Source organism: Kitasatospora sp. NPDC050543 (assembly GCF_044457565.1).
Lineage (GTDB): Bacteria > Actinomycetota > Actinomycetes > Streptomycetales > Streptomycetaceae > Kitasatospora.
Genome location: NZ_JBITGZ010000006.1, coordinates 23,963 through 41,950 on the forward strand (window position 1 = coordinate 23,963; position 17,988 = coordinate 41,950).

A 17,988-nucleotide genomic window follows, 5' to 3' on the forward strand; every position below is an offset into this window, starting at 1 on the left:
CGGGCCGGCTCCGGGATACTGCCGGGATGGCAGACCAGCTGACAACCCAGGCCGTGACGGGCACTTCGGACCCGGAGCACCGCTACTCGCTGCGGCACGACACCTCCCTCCCGGCGCTGCTCGCCGGCCTCATCTGCATCGTGGTCTCCTTCTCCGGCCCGCTCGTGGTGGTGCTCGCGGCCGCCGCCGCCGGACGGCTGGACCAGGCGCACACCGCCTCCTGGATCTGGGCGGTCGCCCTCGGCAGCGGCCTGACCTGCCTGCTGCTCAGCTGGTGGACCCGGACCCCGGTGATCACCGCCTGGTCGACACCGGGCGCGGCGCTGCTGGTGACCAGCCTCGGCGCGTACCCGTACCGCGAGGCCGTCGGGGCGTTCGTGGTCAGCGGGGTGGCGGTCGCGCTGTTCGGGGTCACCGGGCTGTTCGGCCGGCTGATCCGGGCGATCCCCGCCGGGATCGTCAACGCCATGCTGGCCGGGATCCTGTTCTCCTTCGGCGCGGGCGTCTTCGCCGCGGTGCACGGCGCCCCCGTGCTGGTGCTGGGCAGCTTCGCGGCCTTCCTGCTCGCCAAGCGGCTGACGCCCCGGTACGCGGTGCCGGCCGCCCTGCTGGCCGGCGCGGTCCTCGCGGCCGGCACCGTCGGGCTGCCGCTGCACTTCGGCTCGGGCGGCCTCACCAGGCCCGTGCTCACCACGCCCGGGCTCTCCTGGCCCGCCCTGGTCGGGCTGGCGCTGCCGCTCACCATCGTCGCGCTGGCCTCCCAGAACGCGCCCGGCCTCGGGGTCCTGCGGGCCTGCGGCTACCGGCCCGACGACCGGCTGCTGATCGGGGCGACCGGCGCGGTCTCCGTCCTGCTGGCGCCGTTCGGCTCGCCGGGCATCAACGTCGCCGCCATCACGGCCGCGATCTGCGCGGGCCCGGAGAGCCACCCCGACCCGCGGCGCCGGTACGTCGCCGGGATGTCGGCGGGGGTGCTGTACCTGGTGGTCGGCAGCTTCGGCGGGGTGCTGGTCAGTCTCTTCACCGGCCTGCCCAAGGAGCTGGTCGCGGTCGTCGCCGGGGTCGCGCTGCTGGCCTCGCTCCAGGGGAGCCTGGCCGGCGCGATGGCGGACGAGTCCGGGCGGGACGCGGCGGTGGTGACCTTCCTGGCCACCGCCTCCGGGATGACCCTGTTCGGGATCGGCTCGGCGTTCTGGGGCCTGCTGCTGGGTGTGGGTACGCACCTGACGCTGAGCGCCCGCCGGCGGCCGTCGCCGGCTGCCTGAGCCCGAGGCCGGGGGCCCGAGGTCAGGGCCAGGGCTGGTGGTTCGGTGTGCGGTTCTACGGGTTCACGCGGTTCTGCGGAGTCATCGGTATGACTGGTGTGGTCCTTCTCGTTCGGCCAGGTCGGTGACATTTGCGCCGACCGGTGGGGGCACCCCGGCCGCCGGGGTACGTCTTCGCGACCCCCACCCGAGCGACCGCCGGGTGACCGGAGCACCGAGGACGCACCCGTATGCCGCCTGGCAACCCTGGCCGTCTCGTCCGGAGTCTGGCCGCGCTCATGCTGGTGTCCGCCGCCGTACTGCCGGCGGCGCTGGAGCTGGCCTCGCCCTCCCCGTTCGGTGTGATCGGCGCGGGCGCCCCCGCCGACCGCGCGGTGCCCCCGCACGCGGGGCTGCGGGCCGAGTTCCGGGCCGTCGGCACCGCCCCCACCGTCGACATACGCCGCACCGGGGATCCGGCCAACCGGATCACGCTGGTCCTGCTCGGCGACGGGTACACCGGCGACCAGCAGGATCTCTTCCGCCGGCAGGCGGACCTGGCCTGGCGCTCGCTGATGGAGATCGAGCCGTTCCGCACCTACCAGGGGTTCTTCAACATACGCCGGGTCGAGGTCGTCTCCGCGGTCTCCGGCATCTCCGAGAGCGACCCCCACGGGCGCAAGCCCGCCACCCCGCTCGGCATGCACTTCTGGTGCGAGGGCACCGCCCGGCTGCTCTGCGCGGACGAGGACGCCGCGGCCCGCTTCGCCGGGGACGGGCAGGGCCCGCAGTACCTGATCGCGCTGGCCAACTCCACCGAGTACGGCGGGGCCGGCGGCACCGGGGTCACCACCCTGGCGGGCGGCAGCCCGGACGCGGGCCGGATCATCCAGCACGAGATAGGCCACACCGTGGGGGATCTGGGGGACGAGTACGACAGCGCCCCCGACGACGCCGACTACCCCAACCTGTCCACCGCGAACGCCGACGAGATGCGCAGCAAGCAGCTCAAGTGGTGGCGCTGGCTGGGCGCGCAGTCCCCGGACGGCGGCGGGACGGTCGGGGCGTACCGCAGCGCCAACGGCGTCTACCGGCCCACCCAGGACTCGGTGATGCGCACCCTGGGCGGCACCTACAACCTGCCCTCGCGCGAGGCGATCATCGAGCAGCTCTACCGCCGGGTGCGGCCCGCCGACAACCCGGAGCCGCCGGCCGGCGAGGTGGCCGGGCGGCCCCGGCTGGAGGTCCGTCCGCTGCCGCTGGCCGGCGGGCGGACGATGAAGATCGACTGGCAGATCGACGGGCTGCCGGTGCAGCCGCAGGCGGCGGACCGGAGCTGGCTGGACACCGCCCTGCTGCCGCTGGAGCCGGGCCGGACGGTGACGGTCACGGCGGTGGTCCGGGACACCACGGACTGGGTCCGCGACGAGGCCTTCCGGGACCGCTTCATGACCCGCACGGTGTCCTGGACGCTCCGGGGCTGAGGGTGCTTCGTGTCCGACCCCGGGATGGGCGTCGGATGATGGGATGACTACGCTGGCGAGCTATGACCGTGGACCCCGCGAGTACCGCCCGTCCGCTGCCCGTCCCCGGTCCCCGGCGCAGCCCCGAGCCCGCGCTCCCCGCCGCCCCCGCGAGCGCGCCGCACACCCCGCCCGGCGGCCGGGCCGCCTGGTTCGCCTGGTCGATCGGGGTGAGCGTCTACGTCCTCGCGGTGATCCACCGCACCAGCCTCGGCGTCGCGGGGCTGGACGCCGCCGAGCGCTTCGGCATCGGTGCCTCGGCGCTCTCCACCTTCTCGATCCTCCAGGTGCTGGTCTACGCGGCGATGCAGATCCCGGTCGGACTGCTGGTCGACCGCTTCGGCCCCCGCCGGGTCCTGCTGCTCGGCGTGGTGCTGCTCAGCACCGGGCAGCTCGCCTTCGCGTTCAGCTCCGCCTTCGGGCCCGCGTTGCTCTCCCGGGCGGTGCTCGGCTGCGGCGACGCGATGACCTTCATCAGCGTGCTGCGGATCGCCGCCCGGTGGTTCCCGGCGGCCAAGAACGCGCTGGTCGCCCAGCTCACCGGCCTCGCCGGGATGGGCGGCAACCTGATCACCACGGTGGTGCTCGCCGGGGCGCTGCACAGCCGGGGGTGGACGGCCACCTTCACCACCGTCGCGCTGCTCGGGGCCGGGGTCTTCGCGCTGGTCGCCCTGCTGCTGCGGGAGTCCCCCGCGGGGCAGCCGCCCACGCCGGGGGTCGCACCCGCCGCGCCGGCCGGGCCGAGGCCCGCGGTGCGGGCGCAGATCCGCGCCGCCTGGCGGGAGCCGGGCACCCGGCTGGGCCTCTGGGTACACTTCACCACCCAGTTCCCCGGCAACGCCTTCGCGCTGCTCTGGGGCCTGCCCTACCTGGTCGAGGGCCAGGGCATGACCCGGGCCCAGGCCGGCGGGCTGCTCACCCTGCTGGTCCTCGGCAACATGTCCTTCGGACTGCTCTTCGGCCGGCTGCTCTCCCGCTCGGCGCGCGCCCGGATGCCGATCACCCTCACGGTGATCGCCGCCACCGCCGCCGGCTGGGCCCTGGTCCTGGCCTGGCCGGGCGCCCGTCCGCCGCTCTGGCTGCTGGTGACGATCATCCTGGTGATGGGCAGCAACGGCCCGGCCTCGCTGGTCGGCCTCGACTACGCCCGCTCCCACAATCCGGTCGAGCGGCTCGGGACCGCCTCGGGCATCGCCAACATGGGCGGCTTCATCGGGACGATGATCACCCTGCTCGGCATCGGGATCCTCCTGGACGCCCTCTCCCCCGGCAGCGGCTACTCGGCCCACGCCTACCGCTGGGCCTTCTGCTGGCTGTACGCCCCCATGCTGCTGGGCACCACGATGATCCTGCGCCTGCGCCGCCGGCTCGCCCCCGCATAGGCCCCGCAGAGGACTCGCGTGGTCCACCGGGCGGCCCGGCGTCGGACGGGAGTGCGCGCGGCCGTACCGGCGCGGGGTCGTGCCTTCGCGCCGGTACGGCGGCGGCCGGGGTTACGGGGTGAGGGCGAAGCTGGCCAGGATGCGGGCGGCGAGCTCCTCGTCGCCGTCGATCCGGACCGGGCCGGGGCGCCCCCGGCCGCAGGCCAGGCGGACGTACGTCTCCCAGTCCAGGGTGAGCCGCACGTCCGGGGCGAGGCTGATGGTGGTGTCCAGCGAGCCGCGCCCGTTCGCGTCCACCCGGACGCTGCGCAGGAACTCGACCGGGCCCGTGACGTCGACGGCCACGGTGCTCCCGGCGGGGGCGCCCGCGCGCTTGGCGATCACCTTGGGCAGGCCCTCCAGCAGGTGGTCGCGGGTCACCAGGGCGGCGGCCGAGTCCAGGTTGCCGGGCCGGTGCAGCGCGCGCCGCAGGTCCTGCTCGTGCACCCAGACGTCGAACACCCGCAGGCGCAGCAGCTCGTGGTACGGCAGGTCGCGGGACAGCGGGCCGGCCGGCCAGCGGACCTGCTCGTTCGGCTCGTACCGCGCGGTGCGCAGCGCGCGCGAGCGGCGGATGATCGTGTACTCCAGCTCGCCGGTCATCTCCGGTGAGGTGTGGCAGCGGCGCTTGTCGACCGGCAGCTCGACGTACCGGGCGAACTCGTTGGTCACGTGCCGAAGATCACGCGGCAGCGAGTGGATCGGGCGCGGATCGCCGAGCAGCTCGGACTCGAACGCGATGACATGCGAGACGACATCCCGTACGGACCAGCCGGGGCATTCGGTGGCCCGGTTCCAGGCGTCGGCGGGCAGCGGCGCCACCAGTTCCGATATCGACTCGATGGACTGGGTCCACGCATCGGTGTACGCCTGCACGGTCTGGTTGTCCGTCACGGGAATCTCCGGCCCTCCGTCAGCTGCCCTACACGCGTGCCCAGGACTGCGGAAGACCGGGAACGGCGGCTTCCGGGCGCACGCGCTAACCGCACGTTACGCTGCCCGGAGAGAGCAGGCAGCGCTTTCGGGTGACGATCGTAGGACTCTTGCCGTGGACGGTGGTACTGTGCGCGCTTCATTGATCCAACTCGCGGTCTCCGACTCCGAGCCACCCGCCGAGCGGCGGGCTCGCGCCGCGGCGCTGGTGCGGTCCCAGGAGGGGGCTGACCTGGTGGTCCTGCCGGAGCTCTGGGCGCTCGGGGGTTTCGCCCACGACCTCTGGTCGGACGGCGCCGAGCCGTTGGACGGGCCGACCTCGGACGCGATGTCGGCGGCCGCACGGGCGGCCGGGGTCTGGCTGCACGCCGGCTCGATCGTCGAGCGCGACCCGGACGGGCCGATCTACAACACCTCGCTGGTGTTCGCCCCGGACGGCGAGCTGGTGCACACCTACCGGAAGATCCACCGCTTCGGTTTCGACAGCGGTGAGGCGATCGTCATGGGCGCCGGGCAGGAGATCGTCACCGCCGCCACCGACTTCGGCGTCCTGGGCCTGGCCACCTGCTACGACCTGCGCTTTCCCGAGCTGTTCCGGGCGCTGCTGGACGCGGGCGCCGAGCTGCTGGTCGTCCCGGCCGCCTGGCCCGAGCGGCGGCGCGAGCACTGGACGCTGTTCAGCCGGGCCCGCGCGGTCGAGGAGCAGGCGTTCGTGCTGGCGTGCAACACCGCCGGTACCCACGGCGGTGTCGAGCAGGCGGGGCACAGCATCGTGGTGGACCCGTGGGGCCGGGTGCTGGCCCAGGCGGGGGCCGGTGAGGAGGTGCTCACCGTGGAGTTCGACCCCGCGGAGGTGGCCAAGGCGCGCGCGGAGTTCCCCGTGCAGCGTGACCGGCTGCTGGGCATCCCGGCGCCGGTCCAGCGCTGACCCGGCCCCGTCGGGGCCCCGGGTGGGGCCCGGCCGGGGCGGGCGCGTGAATCCGGATATGGCGGTTGTTGGTGCTCTTGTACACGGCATGGGCAAATTTGAGAAGATGAGCCGCCGTCGTGTTTCAGCCGCCCGAGAGGAGGTCGCGCGCATGTCCGGCGCAGGCGCAGGCGGGAGCCGCTCCGCCATCCAGCGCAACAGCCTCCGGGAGCAGATCGCCGGGGCGCTGCGCGAGGAGATGATGGCCGGGCGGCTGGCCGCGGGGCGCAACTTCACCGTCAAGGAGATCGCCGAGCTCTACGGGGTGTCGGCGACCCCCGCGCGGGAGGCCCTGGTGGACCTCGCCGCGCAGGGGCTGCTCCGGGCCGAGCACCACCGGGGCTTCACCGTCCCCGAGTTCGGGTGGGACGACTTCCTGGAGATCTTCGAGGCCAGGACGATGCTCACGGACAGCGCGATGCGCCTGCTCGCCTCCCACCCCGAGCGGGCCGACACCTCCCGGCTGCCGTCGCTGCGCCGTCGGGCCGACGCGGCCGTGCGGGCCGCCAGGGCCGGGCAGCTGGACGTGCTGGTCGGTTGCGACCGCAGGTTCTGGCAGGAGGCGGGCCTGCTGCTCGGCAACGGCAGGATCGCCGACTACCTGGACTGGCTGCGGGTGCAGTCCTGGATGTTCGCGGCCCCGTACCTGCGTGCGATGTCCGGGCTGGAGCGCGTCTGCTGGGACAGGCACCTGGATCTGGTGGCGGCGATCGAGGCGCGGGACCTGGACGGTGCGCGGCTCATCATCAACGAGTACAACCTGTACACCTTCCGGCTGCTGGCCGGGCTCACCGGGCACTCGCCGGAGTCGGTCGCCGTGCTGCCGCTGCTGGCCGGCCCCGCGTCCGAACAGGACGCCGGTGCGCCGGAGCAGCCGTCGGCCGACGGGGAGCAGGCGGCGGGCCAGGAGTCCGCCCGGGCGTTCGACTCCTCGTGTGACGTCCGATTCGGCACGGTGCCGCAACCGCGTTCGACGCCGTCCGCACGCGGCCCCGCTCCCGCGCCTCTGCCGGAGCCCGACCCGCGCCGCACGCCGGGCCGGTAGGGTGGGCGGTCGTCGAACCCGACCATGCCCATCAGCCGTCCGCCACCGTGCGGCCGGCACCGCCGTCCGGAGAGGAAGAGCCGGCCCATGGCCTGCGACCTCTGGCTCGTCCCGCTCGTGGACGTCCTGAGCCACAGCCCCGAGAACCCGTTCCGGGACGACCTCGCGGTCTACAACGCCGCCCTCACCGCACACGGTCTGCCCGAGGTGCCGATCTACCAGTACGTGCCGGGGATCAGCGGGGCGGTCGAGCCGATAGCCGCGTTCGACTACGACTCCCTGCACTTCCTGCGCCGGGCCTATCTGCTGAGCCTGACCGGCTTCGAACTCACCCCGGTGGACGCGCTCGGCGGTGACTACGAGCAGCTGCTGGAGATGTTCGAGAGCAGCGCCGAGCAGTCCCACCTGGTCTGGCACTTCGACCACGCCGGCGCGTACGTGCCGATCGAGTTCCCCGTCCCGCTGGTGGACGATGCGCTGCTGGCCGCCGGTGGGCCGCTGGGCTCCACCCACGGGCTGCTGCGCGAGCTCCAGGCCGTCGCCCCGGTGCTGGGCATCGACCCGTTCAACCCGCCGGACCCGACCCGGCCGCTCGGCCCGACCCAGCTGGAACAGCCCTTCGGGCCGCCGCTGGACGACTTCCACCCGTACGCCCGTGAGCGTCACGCCTGGGCCGGGCTCTACGCCGCGGCGACCCGCAGCCTCACTCAGGGCTCGATGATCGTCTTCGCCTGACCCCGGCCCCACCGGTCCTGGGCGGCGCCGGCCCCGGCGCCGCCCAGGACCGGTGGGGCCGCCGTCGACCGGCCGGTGCTCAGCGGAGCGGGCCCTCCGGCGGCCGCTGGCGCGGCATCGTGGGCCGGGTGCCGGGCGAGGGCAGGGCCCGCACCTGTGCGCCCGAGCCCGACTCGCTCCGCCCGCCCCAGGCGCCCGGCGCCTGCGTCGGCAGCTGGGTCATGCTCGCCCGGAACTCCAGCATCCACTCCGAGGTCTCGGTGCGGACCATGTCCGACACGTCCTCGCAGAAGCGGCGCAGCACGCCGAGGCAGCGTTCGGCCGCCTCGCCCGCGGTGCCCTCGGTCGGGCCGAGCACCTCGCGGACGCACTCCGAGGCCCAGTCGAACTGGAAGGCCTCCAGACGCCGCTGCAGCGCCTGCGCGGTGCTGACGTCCCGCATCCAGCCGGAGGTCAGCCCGAACGCCCGGTCCGCCCCGTAGCAGGCGGCGGAGAGCGCCAGCCCGACGTACCCCCAGCTCGCCGCCCGGTCGGCGACTCCGGTCAGCGCGACCAGCGGCGCGGTCACGCCGCCCACCGCGAAGCCCGCCGAGCCGAACCTCAGCAGGCGCGCCCAGCGGCGCTTCCAGACCCGATCCCACCGGTACCAGTCGATCGCCTCGACCGCCCGCTCCTCCGACCAGCGGTACAGCTCCTCCAGCCGTTCGGCCGGCTCACCCCAGTCCCCGAGCGGGAACTGGCGGGCGCTCAGATCCGTACGGCGGCGGGTGGACGCACGGCCCGTGGCGGCGCTGATCGCCGTGGGCTGGTCCTCCTCGCCGACCTCCTTGCCCCAGGGACTCTCCTCGGGCTGCATTTCCGGCTGGCTCACCTGTGGGGCTCCCTGTGGCGGGCTGACTGCTGGGCTCTGACGGCCGGGCCGACCCCGTGGTGGGTGTGGCCTCGGCCTGACGGTGTGTCGCCCTGGAGCCTCGTCGCCCTGGCGGGGCGGCGGGACTCGGGCGGCGCATCGGACGCACGATGCCGCGCGGGCGAGTGTGGGTCACCCGTCAGGTTCGCGCACCGGCACCGGGCCGGTGGTTGTCCAACAGCACTTCTTACCGCCAAATGGCTGACCGTGGGGTCGCTTCTCCAATGATCGTTATCGGATATGACCTCAGGATGCCGAGGTGGGAGGGTTGCGGGGGGCGGTGAGATTTCACCCTTCCGAGCGAGCGGCCGGTGACCCGCCGTCCTGACCCCGCAACGGAGTGCGCACCTGCGGCGCCCGCTCCTGGATGTTCCTCCAAACAGAAGCCGGATAGCAGTGGCGCGATTGGAGTTTTCGACGGAGCCGAGCGGCGGCCCCGATCCGCCACCGACTACCCTTCCAAGCGTGAAGGTCCTCGTCATCGGCGGCGGCGCCCGCGAACACGCCCTGTGCCGCTCTCTGTCCCAAGATCCCGCCGTCTCCGAGCTGCACTGTGCCCCGGGCAACGCCGGGATCACGCAGGTGGCGACGGTCCACCCGGTCGACCAGCTGGACGGCGCGGCGGTCTCCGCCCTCGCCCGGCGGTTGGCCGCCGACCTGGTCGTGGTCGGCCCGGAGGCCCCGCTGGTCGCGGGTGTCGCCGACGCCGTGCGCGCGGCCGGCATCCCGGTCTTCGGCCCGTCCGCCGAGGCCGCCCAGCTGGAGGGCTCCAAGGCCTTCGCCAAGGACGTCATGGCCGGCGCCGGGGTCCCCACCGCGCGCTCCTACGTGTGCACCACCCCGGCCGAGGCCGCCGAGGCGCTGGACGCCTTCGGCGCCCCGTACGTGGTGAAGGACGACGGCCTGGCCGCCGGCAAGGGCGTGGTGGTCACCTCCGACCGCGACGAGGCGCTCGCCCATGCCGCCTCCTGCGAGCGCGTGGTGATCGAGGAGTACCTGGACGGCCCCGAGGTCTCCCTCTTCGCCATCACCGACGGCGTCACCGTGCTCCCGCTCCAGCCCGCGCAGGACTTCAAGCGGGCCCTGGACGGCGACGAGGGCCCGAACACCGGCGGCATGGGCGCCTACTCGCCGCTGCCCTGGGCCCCCGAGGGACTGGTGGACGAGGTCCTGGAGACCGTCCTCCAGCCGACCGTGGACGAGCTGCACCGCCGCGGCACCCTGTTCTCCGGCCTGCTCTACGCGGGCCTGGCGCTCACCTCGCGCGGCACCCGGGTGATCGAGTTCAACGCCCGCTTCGGCGACCCGGAGACCCAGGTCGTGCTGGCGCGGCTGCGCACCCCGCTGGCCGGCGTGCTGCACGCGGCCGCCACCGGCACCCTCGACCAGCTGGAGCCGCTGCGCTGGGACGAGGGTGCCGCCGTCACCGTGGTGATCGCCTCCGAGGGCTACCCCGCCTCCCCGCGCACCGGCGACCCGATCGAGGGCCTCGCCGAGGCCGAGGCCGCCGACGGCACCAGCTACGTGCTGCACGCGGGAACCCGCGTCGGCGACGGCGGCGAGGTGCTCAGCGCCGGCGGCCGCGTACTCTCCGTCACGGCGACCGGGACCGACCTGGCCCAGGCCCGCGACCGCGCCTACGGCTCGCTGGAGCGGATCAGCCTCAAGGGCGGCCAGCACCGCACCGACATCGCCCTGAAGGCCGCCACCGGCTGACCCCGGAAACCGCGCCATCCCGGCCCACGGCCCCCGAACGGGAGCCGTGGGCCGCGCCATACCCGCACCACTGCACCCACCGTTGCCCCGGCCCCCGCCTTCCCCGACCTCAGCCCCCCGCGCGTTCCTGACCTGAGCCCCCCGTGCCTTCTCCGACCTCAGCCCCCCGCGCGTTCCTGACCTGAGCCCCCCGCTGCCCCCGCGAGCGAGCCGAAGGGGCGCGCCGGTGCCGAAAGGGAGGAGCGAGGAAGCGACCGAGGCACGAGGGAGCGCGGGAGCGACGACCGTCGGCGCCGGGCTGAAGCGCCCCGGAGGCGAGCCGAGCGCCAAATGAGGAGAGCGCCCCGGAGGCGAGCCGAGCGCCAAATGAGGAGAGCGCCCCGGAGGCGAGCCGAGCCCCAAAAGGCGCTCCCCTGTGCCGGGGATCATGCGAGTCCCGCCGCCACACCGATTGGCCGCCGGATTCCAGCCCTTCGAGTGATAGCCCCGGCATCCGGCTGACGCAGTCGCGCCAACGGCCTTATGGTGCGCTGGATCGCAGTGCCGCGGGTCGTGGTGCTGTGATCGCCGCCGGGTAGCGGCGCTCGTGCGGGGGGATGCTGGAGGCAGTTGGCGGCTCGGTGCGCCGATCCGGTCCGGGTCCGCCGTCGCGGCCCGGGGCTATGCACGGAACCGGCCCCGGATGCCCGGAACGCGTGTTGTCGTCACCGGGACGAGTGGAACCGGGGCGATCCGGAACACCCACCCGCACGCGGGCGTCAAAACTGTCAGATGCGCCACGCAGGAAGCACAACCGGGATCGGACGCCGCCGTTTCCCGATCGGATACTGATCGTTTCGAGTCGCCTCGGGTGCCCCTAGCCGGGCACCGGAGGACTCCGAAGGGGGTGCCGCACCGTATGGCCGCTGTCGACAGCGCGCGCGCACACGCCCAGGCGGTACTGCGGATCAGAGGCCTCGCCCTGGCCGCCGCCACACTGCCCGCCGCCCTGGCGGTGGTGCTGCTCGCCGGGCGGTTCACCGGCCGGCTCGGGGCACCCGGCTCACCGGACGCCCCGGCCTGGGACGCCGTCCGCTGGGCGGTCTGCGCGGTGGCGGTGGTCACCCTGGTGGTGTCCGGCCTGGTGGCCCGCGCCTACCGCCGGGCCACCCCGCCACGGACCCCGGCCGTCCCCGTCGCACGGGCGGCCGCGCCCGAGCTGTACCGGCTGATCGAGGATCTCGCCGACCGGCTGGAGGTCCCCGCGCCGTCCGCCATCGCGCTGACGCCCGACTGCGACAGCTGGCTGGAGGACGTGGCCCTGCCGCGCCCCTCCCGCCTGCTCGGCCTGCCGGGCGGCCGACGGCGGGCCGAGGAGCAGCCCGCCCCCGTCCTGGTGATCGGCTCGCCCTTCCTGTGGTGGATGCGGGTCGGTGAGCTGCGGGCGCTGCTCGCGCCCGTCGTGGCGGGGACGGCGGCCTCGGCCGATCCGGACATCGCGGCCGCCCGTCGGTTCGCCCGGGGCCTGGACGCCGCACTGGTGGTGGGGCCCGCGGCCGGCCCCGACCCGGTCAGCGGTCCGGCCGGCGGGGAGTCCGGCTCCGGCCGGGTGCGCCGGGATCCGGCGGCCGCCCTGGTGGACCGGATCAGCAGGCGGCTGCTGGGCGCCTGCCGCGAGCACTGCGCCGAGCTGGAGCGCTCGGTCGCCTGGTGGGCCTCCGAGCAGGCCAAGGCGGTCGACTACGGGCTGCGGATCGCCGCCCAGGAGCAGGTCGGCCTCGCCTACGCGGGGTGGGACCGCCTGCTCACCCGGGTGGCGCTGCCCGCCTGGAAGCTCGGCCGGCACCCGTCGCACCTGAACGCCGGGGTGGTCGCGGCGCTCACCGAGCTGTCCCGGCGGGACCGGCTCGCCGACGGCTACGGGAACCGGCTGGGCGACCGTCCCGCCTGCGATCTGCTGGAGGAGCCGGGGGCCGTCGACACGGCGGTCTCGCTGCTCGCCGCCGAGCTCTTCTTCGGCCGGCCGTCCGGCACCCCGTCCGGCACCCCGTCCGGATCACCGGCCAGGCTCGCTCCCACCGCGCTCTCCGCGGCCGTGTCCCGGCCCGCGCCCGGCGTCCTGCCCGGTGCCTGGCAGGGGCTGGACTGGGCCGACTACCCGGCCGAGGTGGTCGACGTCGGCTGGCGGGTCCGGGCCGCCGCCGTCCAGAGCACGCTGGACCGGCTCGCCCCGCAGTCCCGCCCCGGCGGCCCGACGCTCACCCGGCTGCTCGCCCGGCTCGCCGACGGTGACGGTGAGCCGCTGGCCGCCGCCCTCGCCTCCGAGCTGGGGCGTTCGGCCGTACCGGTCTCGCCGCTGGAGCCCGCCCGCACCGGGCGGGACCTGCTGGTCGAGCACGTCACCGCGATGGTCTGCTGCGCCGCCGTCGACACCGCCGGGGCCGCACCGGGCCTGGACTGGCTGGACGGGCCGGTGCTGCTGATCCGCGGGGTCCGCCGCACCGATCTGGCGGGGCCGGTGGCGCAGGCGGTCGAGCAGGGCGACGACGCTCCGCTGCGCTCCTGGCTCGACGCGGTCGGCGTCCGGCTGGAGAAGCCCGTCCGGCTCTGACCTCGGCCCCGACCTCTTCGACGACCTCTTCGACCACCGCTCCGACGACCGCCCCGGCCCGCCCCCGCGTTCGGCTCGCGGGCCGGTCGGCGTCCCCCGTCCGGCCGGTCGCGGAGCCCGGTCGCGCCGGCCGCAACGGCGCTCGGAGTTGCCGCTCGCGCCCCCGGAATCCGGGAATCCGCGCAGCACAGCGGCCCTGCGGCGGTCGGCCGGGAGGATTCACCGCCACTAGTTGCTACGGTGGGGCTACGCAGCGCCAGCACCTTGTGGTGTGCTAGTCCGCACGCACGTCCGGGGGGCACATGCCATCCGGCGGAGGTGCACCTGTGGGAGGGGCGCGTGAGGAGTGAACTCAATCGCCGCTGGGAGTCCGGAACGCATGCGCACGGCGTCGGTGACCCCTTCGGCCAGGGCCCGCTGCCCTGGCTGCGGAGCCCCGACGAGTACGTGGCGGGCACCGGCGAGGCGGTCCCCTGGTACGTCTGCGTCGACGCGCCCGGCCAGCGGCCGCTGGCCCCCGGGGCCCGCTCCCGGCCGCCGGTCGGCACCCCGCGCAACTCCGACGACGTCCGGCAGCAGATCAAGGGCTTCGCGTCCGCCGGCGTGATCCGCCCCGGCGGCTCGGTGGACTTCCGCGTCACCGTCAACCCGCCGCGCGACTTCACCGTGGACGTCTACCGCATCGGCCACTACGCGGGCGACGGCGCCCACCACATGACGTCCAGTCCGCTGATCTCCGGCCTGGTCCAGCCCGCCCCACTGGTGGCCGGCCGGACGGTCTCCTGTCACCACTGGTGGCACTCCTGGCGGCTCCAGGTCCCGACCCACTGGCGGCCGGGCGCGTACGTCGCCGTGCTGACCACCGGCGACAACCTGCACCGCAACCACATCCCCTTCACCGTGCGGGACTTCGACGAGCCGGCGCACACGGCCGACCTGCTGCTGGTCGTCCCGGACGTGACCTGGCAGGCCTACAACCTCTTCCCCGAGGACGGCAAGGCGGGCGCCAGTCTCTACCACGCCTGGGACGGCGAGGGCCGGCTGCTCGGGGAGCAGGAGGCGGCGGTCACCGTCTCCTTCGACCGCCCGCACGCGGGCGCCGGGCTGCCGTTGCACGTCGGCCACGCCTACGACTTCATCCGCTGGGCCGAGCGCTACGGCTACGACCTCGCCTACGCCACCGCGTCCGACCTGCACGCCGGGCTGGTCGACCCGTCCAGGCACCGGGCGCTGATCTTCCCGGGGCACGACGAGTACTGGTCGGAGCCGATGCGCCGGGCCGTCGAGCAGGCCAGGGACGGCGGCACCTCGCTGGTCTTCCTCTCCGCCAACACCATGTACTGGCGGGTCGAACTGTCCGCGGCTCCGTCCGGCGAGCCGGACCGGCTGCTCAACTGCCGCAAGCGCCAGCGGGTCCCGGCCGGCAGCCCGGCCGCCGGGGCCACCGGCGGCCAGAGCGCGCTCTGGCGGGACGCGGGCGAGCCCGAGCAGCGCCTGCTCGGCGTCCAGTACGCGGGCCGGGTCGCCGCGCCCGTGCCGATGGTCGCCCGGCACACCGGGCACTGGCTCTGGGACGGCACCGGGCTCCAGGAGGGCGACCAGCTGCCCGGCCTGGTGGCCGGCGAGGCGGACCGTTACTTCCCCAAGGTGGCGCTGCCCGCGCACACCGAGCGGGTCCTGCTCGCCCACTCGCCGTACCGGGACTCCGCCGGGCGGGTGCGCCACCAGGAGACCTCGCTCTACCGGGCGCCGAGCGGCGCGTACGTCTTCGCGGCCGGCACCTTCGCCTGGTCACCCGCCCTGGACCGGCCCGGCCACACCGACGAGCGGGTCCAGCGGGCCACCGCCAATCTGTTGGATCGTCTCTGCAAGGACGGCTGAACAGCCCTCCCCCTTGGATGAAGCTCCAAAGCCGCCACGTGGCAGACTCAGTCCCAGAGCTCCCCATCTCGCGCGCCGCGATACGCGGACCACCCTGAGGACTGAGACGAACTTGAGCGGATTTGTCACCAAGCCCGAGCCGGTCCAGGTGCCCGGCCTGGTCCACCTGCACACCGGCAAGGTGCGCGATCTCTACCGTGCCGAGTCGGGTGACCTGGTGATGGTCGCCAGCGACCGGACCTCCGCCTTCGACTGGGTGCTGCCCAACGAGATCCCGGACAAGGGCCGCGTCCTCACCCAGCTCTCGCTCTGGTGGTTCGAGAGGATCGCCGACATCCTCCCCAACCACGTGATCTCCACCGAGGTCCCGACCGGCGCCCCGGCCGACTGGAAGGGCCGCACGCTGGTCTGCCGCAGCCTGGAGATGATCCCGGTCGAGTGCGTGGCCCGCGGCTACCTGGCCGGCTCCGGCCTGGAGGAGTACCGGGGCGACCGGACGGTCTGCGGGATCGCGCTGCCGGAGGGCCTGGAGAACAGCTCCGAGCTGCCCGCCCCGATCTACACGCCCGCACTCAAGGCCGAGGTCGGCGAGCACGACGAGAACGTCTCGTACGAGGAGACCGCCCGCCGGGTCGGCGCCGAGCTGGCCGCCACGCTGCGCCGCACCACGCTGGACGTCTACGCCCGGGCCAGGGACATCGCCCGGGAGCGCGGGATCATCCTGGCCGACACCAAGTTCGAGTTCGGCCTGCTGGACGGCGAGCTGGTGATCGCGGACGAGGTGCTCACCCCGGACTCCTCGCGCTTCTGGCCGGCCGACGAGTGGCAGCCGGGCCGCTCCCAGCCGTCCTTCGACAAGCAGATCATCCGCGACTGGCTGGCCTCCCCGGCCTCCGGCTGGGACCGCGCGAGCGAGCTGCCGCCGCCGGCACTGCCCGCCGAGATCATCGAGCGCACCCGGGCCCGGTACATCGAGGTGTACGAGCGGCTGACCGGCACCGACTGGGTGTAGGGCCCGTCCGGCAGCCCCGCCGGGCGGCCGATGCGAATCGTCGGAGCGGCCCCGGGGCATCGGAGCGGCCCCGGGCCCCTCACGGCGCCGCCGACGCGGTCGCTCGCGCGCCGGGGCCGTCAGATCCAGCCGTGCTCGCGGGCGATCCGGACGGCGGCGTGCCGGTTCTCCGCGCCCAGCTTGGCGGCGGCGGAGGACAGGTAGTTGCGGACGGTGCCCTGGGAGAGCGCCGCGCGCTCCGCGATCCCGGCGATCGAGGTGCCGTCGGCGGCCAGTTCCAGGACGTCCGTCTCACGCGGCGTCAGCGGGGTCTCGCCGGCGCTGATCGCGTCGGCGGCGAGCTCCGGGTCGACGTAGCGCCCGCCGGCCCGGACGGTGCGGATGATGCCGGCCAGGTCCGCCGCCGAGACGGTCTTGGGCAGGAAGCCGCGTACGCCGACCTCCAGGGCCCGCTTGAGGTAGCCGGGCCGGCCGTGGCCGGTGACGATCATCGTCCGGCACTCCGGCAGCACCCGGCGCAGCTCGGTGGCCACCTCGATGCCGTCCATGCCCGGCATCTGGAGGTCCAGGACGGCGACGTCCGGCCGGTGTGCCTTGGCCATCGCCAGGGCCTCGTGGCCGGAGGCGGCCTGGGCGACCACGGTGAGGTCGTCCTCCAGCGCGAGCAGGGCGGCCAGGGCGCCCCGGATCAGGTGTTCGTCGTCGGCGAGCAGGACGCGGACCACGGCGGGCTCGGTCATCGGGGGGTGGCCTCCAGGGCGGTCGCGGTGGTGGTCAGCGGCAGGACGGCCCGCAGCCGGAAGGCGCCGGGGCCGGCCGGCGGGCGGGTGAGCTCGCCGCCGAGGGCGGCGAGGCGTTCGCGCAGCCCCTCCAGGCCGGTACCGGCGCCGGTGGAGGGCGCCGGATCGGCGGGCACGCCGTCGTTCTCCAGGTCGAGGACGGCCCGGCCGTCCTCGCTCAGCCGCAGCCGGATCGAGCAGCGCGCGGCCTCGCTGTGCCGCAGGACGTTGGTGGTGGCCTCGCGGACCACCCAGCCGAGGACGGACTGCACGGACGCGGGGATGGCGCCCGTGACGTCCCCGAGGTCGATCCGGCAGTCGATGTCGGCGGCGCGCAGTACGGCCCGGGCGCCGATCGCCTCGGCCTGGAGGTCGGCGCTGCGGTAGCCGCGGACCACGTCGCGGACCTCGCGCTGGGACTCCTGGGCGATCCGCTGCACCTCGGTCATCTGGTCCGCGGCCTCGGGGCGGCCGCGGCGGGCGAGCTGGACGGCGAGCTCGCTCTTGAGGGCGATGGTGGTGAGGTTGCGGCCCATCACGTCGTGCAGGTCGCGGGAGAAGCGCAGCCGCTCCTCGGCCACCGCCAGCCGGGCCTGGGTCTCGCGGGCGCCGTCCAGCTCCCAGACCACGGACACCATCCAGGCCGAGCCCCGGCAGGTCGCCGCGGCCGTCGCGCCGCCCATCCCGGCGCCGATCACCGCGCCCACGGCCGCGGCGAGCGGCAGCCCGGCCAGCCACATCGGCGGGGCGAGCAGGGCGAGCATCGTCGAGCCGAGCAGGGCGGCCTGGCGCAGGGGGAGGGCGATGGCGAGCGGGGCCATCCAGAAGCTGAGCAGCACGGTGGTCACCGAGATCATGAACGGCATCCGCGCGGGGTCCACCGGGCCCGAGACGGAGCGGTCCAGCAGCGGCCCCAGCCAGGCCATCGCGAGGACCACGGCGGCGGTGGCGGCGAGCCAGCCGGTGGGCCTGGGCCGGCGGCCGAGGAAGTGCTCCAGCCCGGCGCGGAACAGCCCGATCGAGAGGGCGGAGGAGAGCACGCTGGCCGTCACGGCCGTGAGCAGCAGCGCGGAGGACTGGGTGCGGCCTTCGGTGCTGCCGATCAGCAGCAGGACGACCGGCGGCTGGATCAGCGCGACCAGGTAGAGCGACCAGCGGGTGTAGACCTCCATGCGCTTGGGCTTGCTGTGACCCCGCCAGCGCCTGATCGGTCCAAGTGGCTGCATTCGCGC

The 17,988-nt window shown here is 74.6% G+C and carries 14 protein-coding genes; 10 read left to right on the forward strand and 4 right to left on the reverse strand.

What is annotated here, in order from left to right:
• Positions 1-26: 26 nt before the first annotated feature.
• From ACIBH3_RS09440 to ACIBH3_RS09450, 3 genes are all read left to right on the forward strand, one after another.
• A complete protein-coding gene (locus tag ACIBH3_RS09440; protein ID WP_396311336.1) occupies positions 27-1,265 on the forward strand; it encodes a benzoate/H(+) symporter BenE family transporter in 1,239 nt (412 codons plus the stop codon).
• Positions 1,266-1,495: 230 nt separating this feature from the next.
• Positions 1,496-2,728, forward strand: coding sequence for a M64 family metallopeptidase (locus ACIBH3_RS09445; RefSeq protein WP_396311337.1), 1,233 nt, complete (start codon positions 1,496-1,498; stop codon positions 2,726-2,728).
• 62 nt (positions 2,729-2,790) lie between these two features.
• On the forward strand, positions 2,791-4,149 hold the full coding sequence (locus ACIBH3_RS09450; protein ID WP_396311338.1) for a nitrate/nitrite transporter: 1,359 nt from the start codon (positions 2,791-2,793) through the stop codon (positions 4,147-4,149).
• Positions 4,150-4,260: 111 nt separating this feature from the next.
• Here ACIBH3_RS09450 and ACIBH3_RS09455 read toward each other — a convergent pair whose 3' ends face one another.
• Positions 4,261-5,082 (reverse strand): maleylpyruvate isomerase family mycothiol-dependent enzyme, encoded by an 822-nt coding sequence (locus tag ACIBH3_RS09455; RefSeq protein ID WP_396311339.1) that lies wholly within the window; start codon positions 5,080-5,082, stop codon positions 4,261-4,263.
• A 169-nt stretch (positions 5,083-5,251) separates the two neighbouring features.
• On the opposite strand from ACIBH3_RS09455, the gene ACIBH3_RS09460 reads away from it, so the two are divergent.
• From ACIBH3_RS09460 to ACIBH3_RS09470, 3 genes are all read left to right on the forward strand, one after another.
• The gene (locus ACIBH3_RS09460; RefSeq protein ID WP_396311340.1) at positions 5,252-6,049 is read left to right on the forward strand and encodes a carbon-nitrogen family hydrolase; all 798 of its coding nucleotides are present in this window, start codon (positions 5,252-5,254) and stop codon (positions 6,047-6,049) included.
• 151 nt (positions 6,050-6,200) lie between these two features.
• Positions 6,201-7,133, forward strand: a complete 933-nt coding sequence (locus ACIBH3_RS09465) for a GntR family transcriptional regulator (protein WP_396311341.1) — start codon at positions 6,201-6,203, stop codon at positions 7,131-7,133.
• A gap of 87 nt (positions 7,134-7,220) precedes the next feature.
• Positions 7,221-7,868: a hypothetical protein gene (locus ACIBH3_RS09470; RefSeq protein WP_396311342.1), complete on the forward strand. Its 648-nt coding sequence runs from the start codon at positions 7,221-7,223 to the stop codon at positions 7,866-7,868.
• Positions 7,869-7,947: 79 nt separating this feature from the next.
• Here ACIBH3_RS09470 and ACIBH3_RS09475 read toward each other — a convergent pair whose 3' ends face one another.
• Positions 7,948-8,739 carry an SLATT domain-containing protein gene (locus ACIBH3_RS09475; RefSeq protein ID WP_396311343.1) on the reverse strand — a complete coding sequence of 264 codons (792 nt, stop codon included), beginning with the start codon at positions 8,737-8,739 and terminating at the stop codon, positions 7,948-7,950.
• 504 nt (positions 8,740-9,243) lie between these two features.
• Here ACIBH3_RS09475 and purD point away from each other — a divergent pair.
• From purD to ACIBH3_RS09495, 4 genes are all read left to right on the forward strand, one after another.
• Positions 9,244-10,494 carry a phosphoribosylamine--glycine ligase gene (gene purD, locus ACIBH3_RS09480; protein WP_396311344.1) on the forward strand — a complete coding sequence of 417 codons (1,251 nt, stop codon included), beginning with the start codon at positions 9,244-9,246 and terminating at the stop codon, positions 10,492-10,494.
• Positions 10,495-11,392: 898 nt separating this feature from the next.
• Complete coding sequence (locus ACIBH3_RS09485) at positions 11,393-13,084, forward strand: hypothetical protein (RefSeq protein ID WP_396311345.1); 1,692 nt, start codon at positions 11,393-11,395, stop codon at positions 13,082-13,084.
• Between the two features lie 339 nt (positions 13,085-13,423).
• The gene (locus ACIBH3_RS09490) at positions 13,424-14,965 is read left to right on the forward strand and encodes a N,N-dimethylformamidase beta subunit family domain-containing protein (protein WP_396311346.1); all 1,542 of its coding nucleotides are present in this window, start codon (positions 13,424-13,426) and stop codon (positions 14,963-14,965) included.
• Between the two features lie 112 nt (positions 14,966-15,077).
• Positions 15,078-15,977 (forward strand): phosphoribosylaminoimidazolesuccinocarboxamide synthase, encoded by a 900-nt coding sequence (locus ACIBH3_RS09495; RefSeq protein WP_396311347.1) that lies wholly within the window; start codon positions 15,078-15,080, stop codon positions 15,975-15,977.
• Between the two features lie 119 nt (positions 15,978-16,096).
• Here ACIBH3_RS09495 and ACIBH3_RS09500 read toward each other — a convergent pair whose 3' ends face one another.
• Together ACIBH3_RS09500 and ACIBH3_RS09505 are read right to left on the reverse strand one after the other, a co-directional pair.
• Complete coding sequence (locus tag ACIBH3_RS09500) at positions 16,097-16,717, reverse strand: response regulator (RefSeq protein WP_396311348.1); 621 nt, start codon at positions 16,715-16,717, stop codon at positions 16,097-16,099.
• Positions 16,714-17,982, reverse strand: coding sequence for a sensor histidine kinase (locus ACIBH3_RS09505; protein WP_396311349.1), 1,269 nt, complete (start codon positions 17,980-17,982; stop codon positions 16,714-16,716). The genes ACIBH3_RS09500 and ACIBH3_RS09505 overlap by 4 nt, the downstream gene beginning before the upstream one ends.
• Positions 17,983-17,988 lie beyond the last annotated feature (6 nt).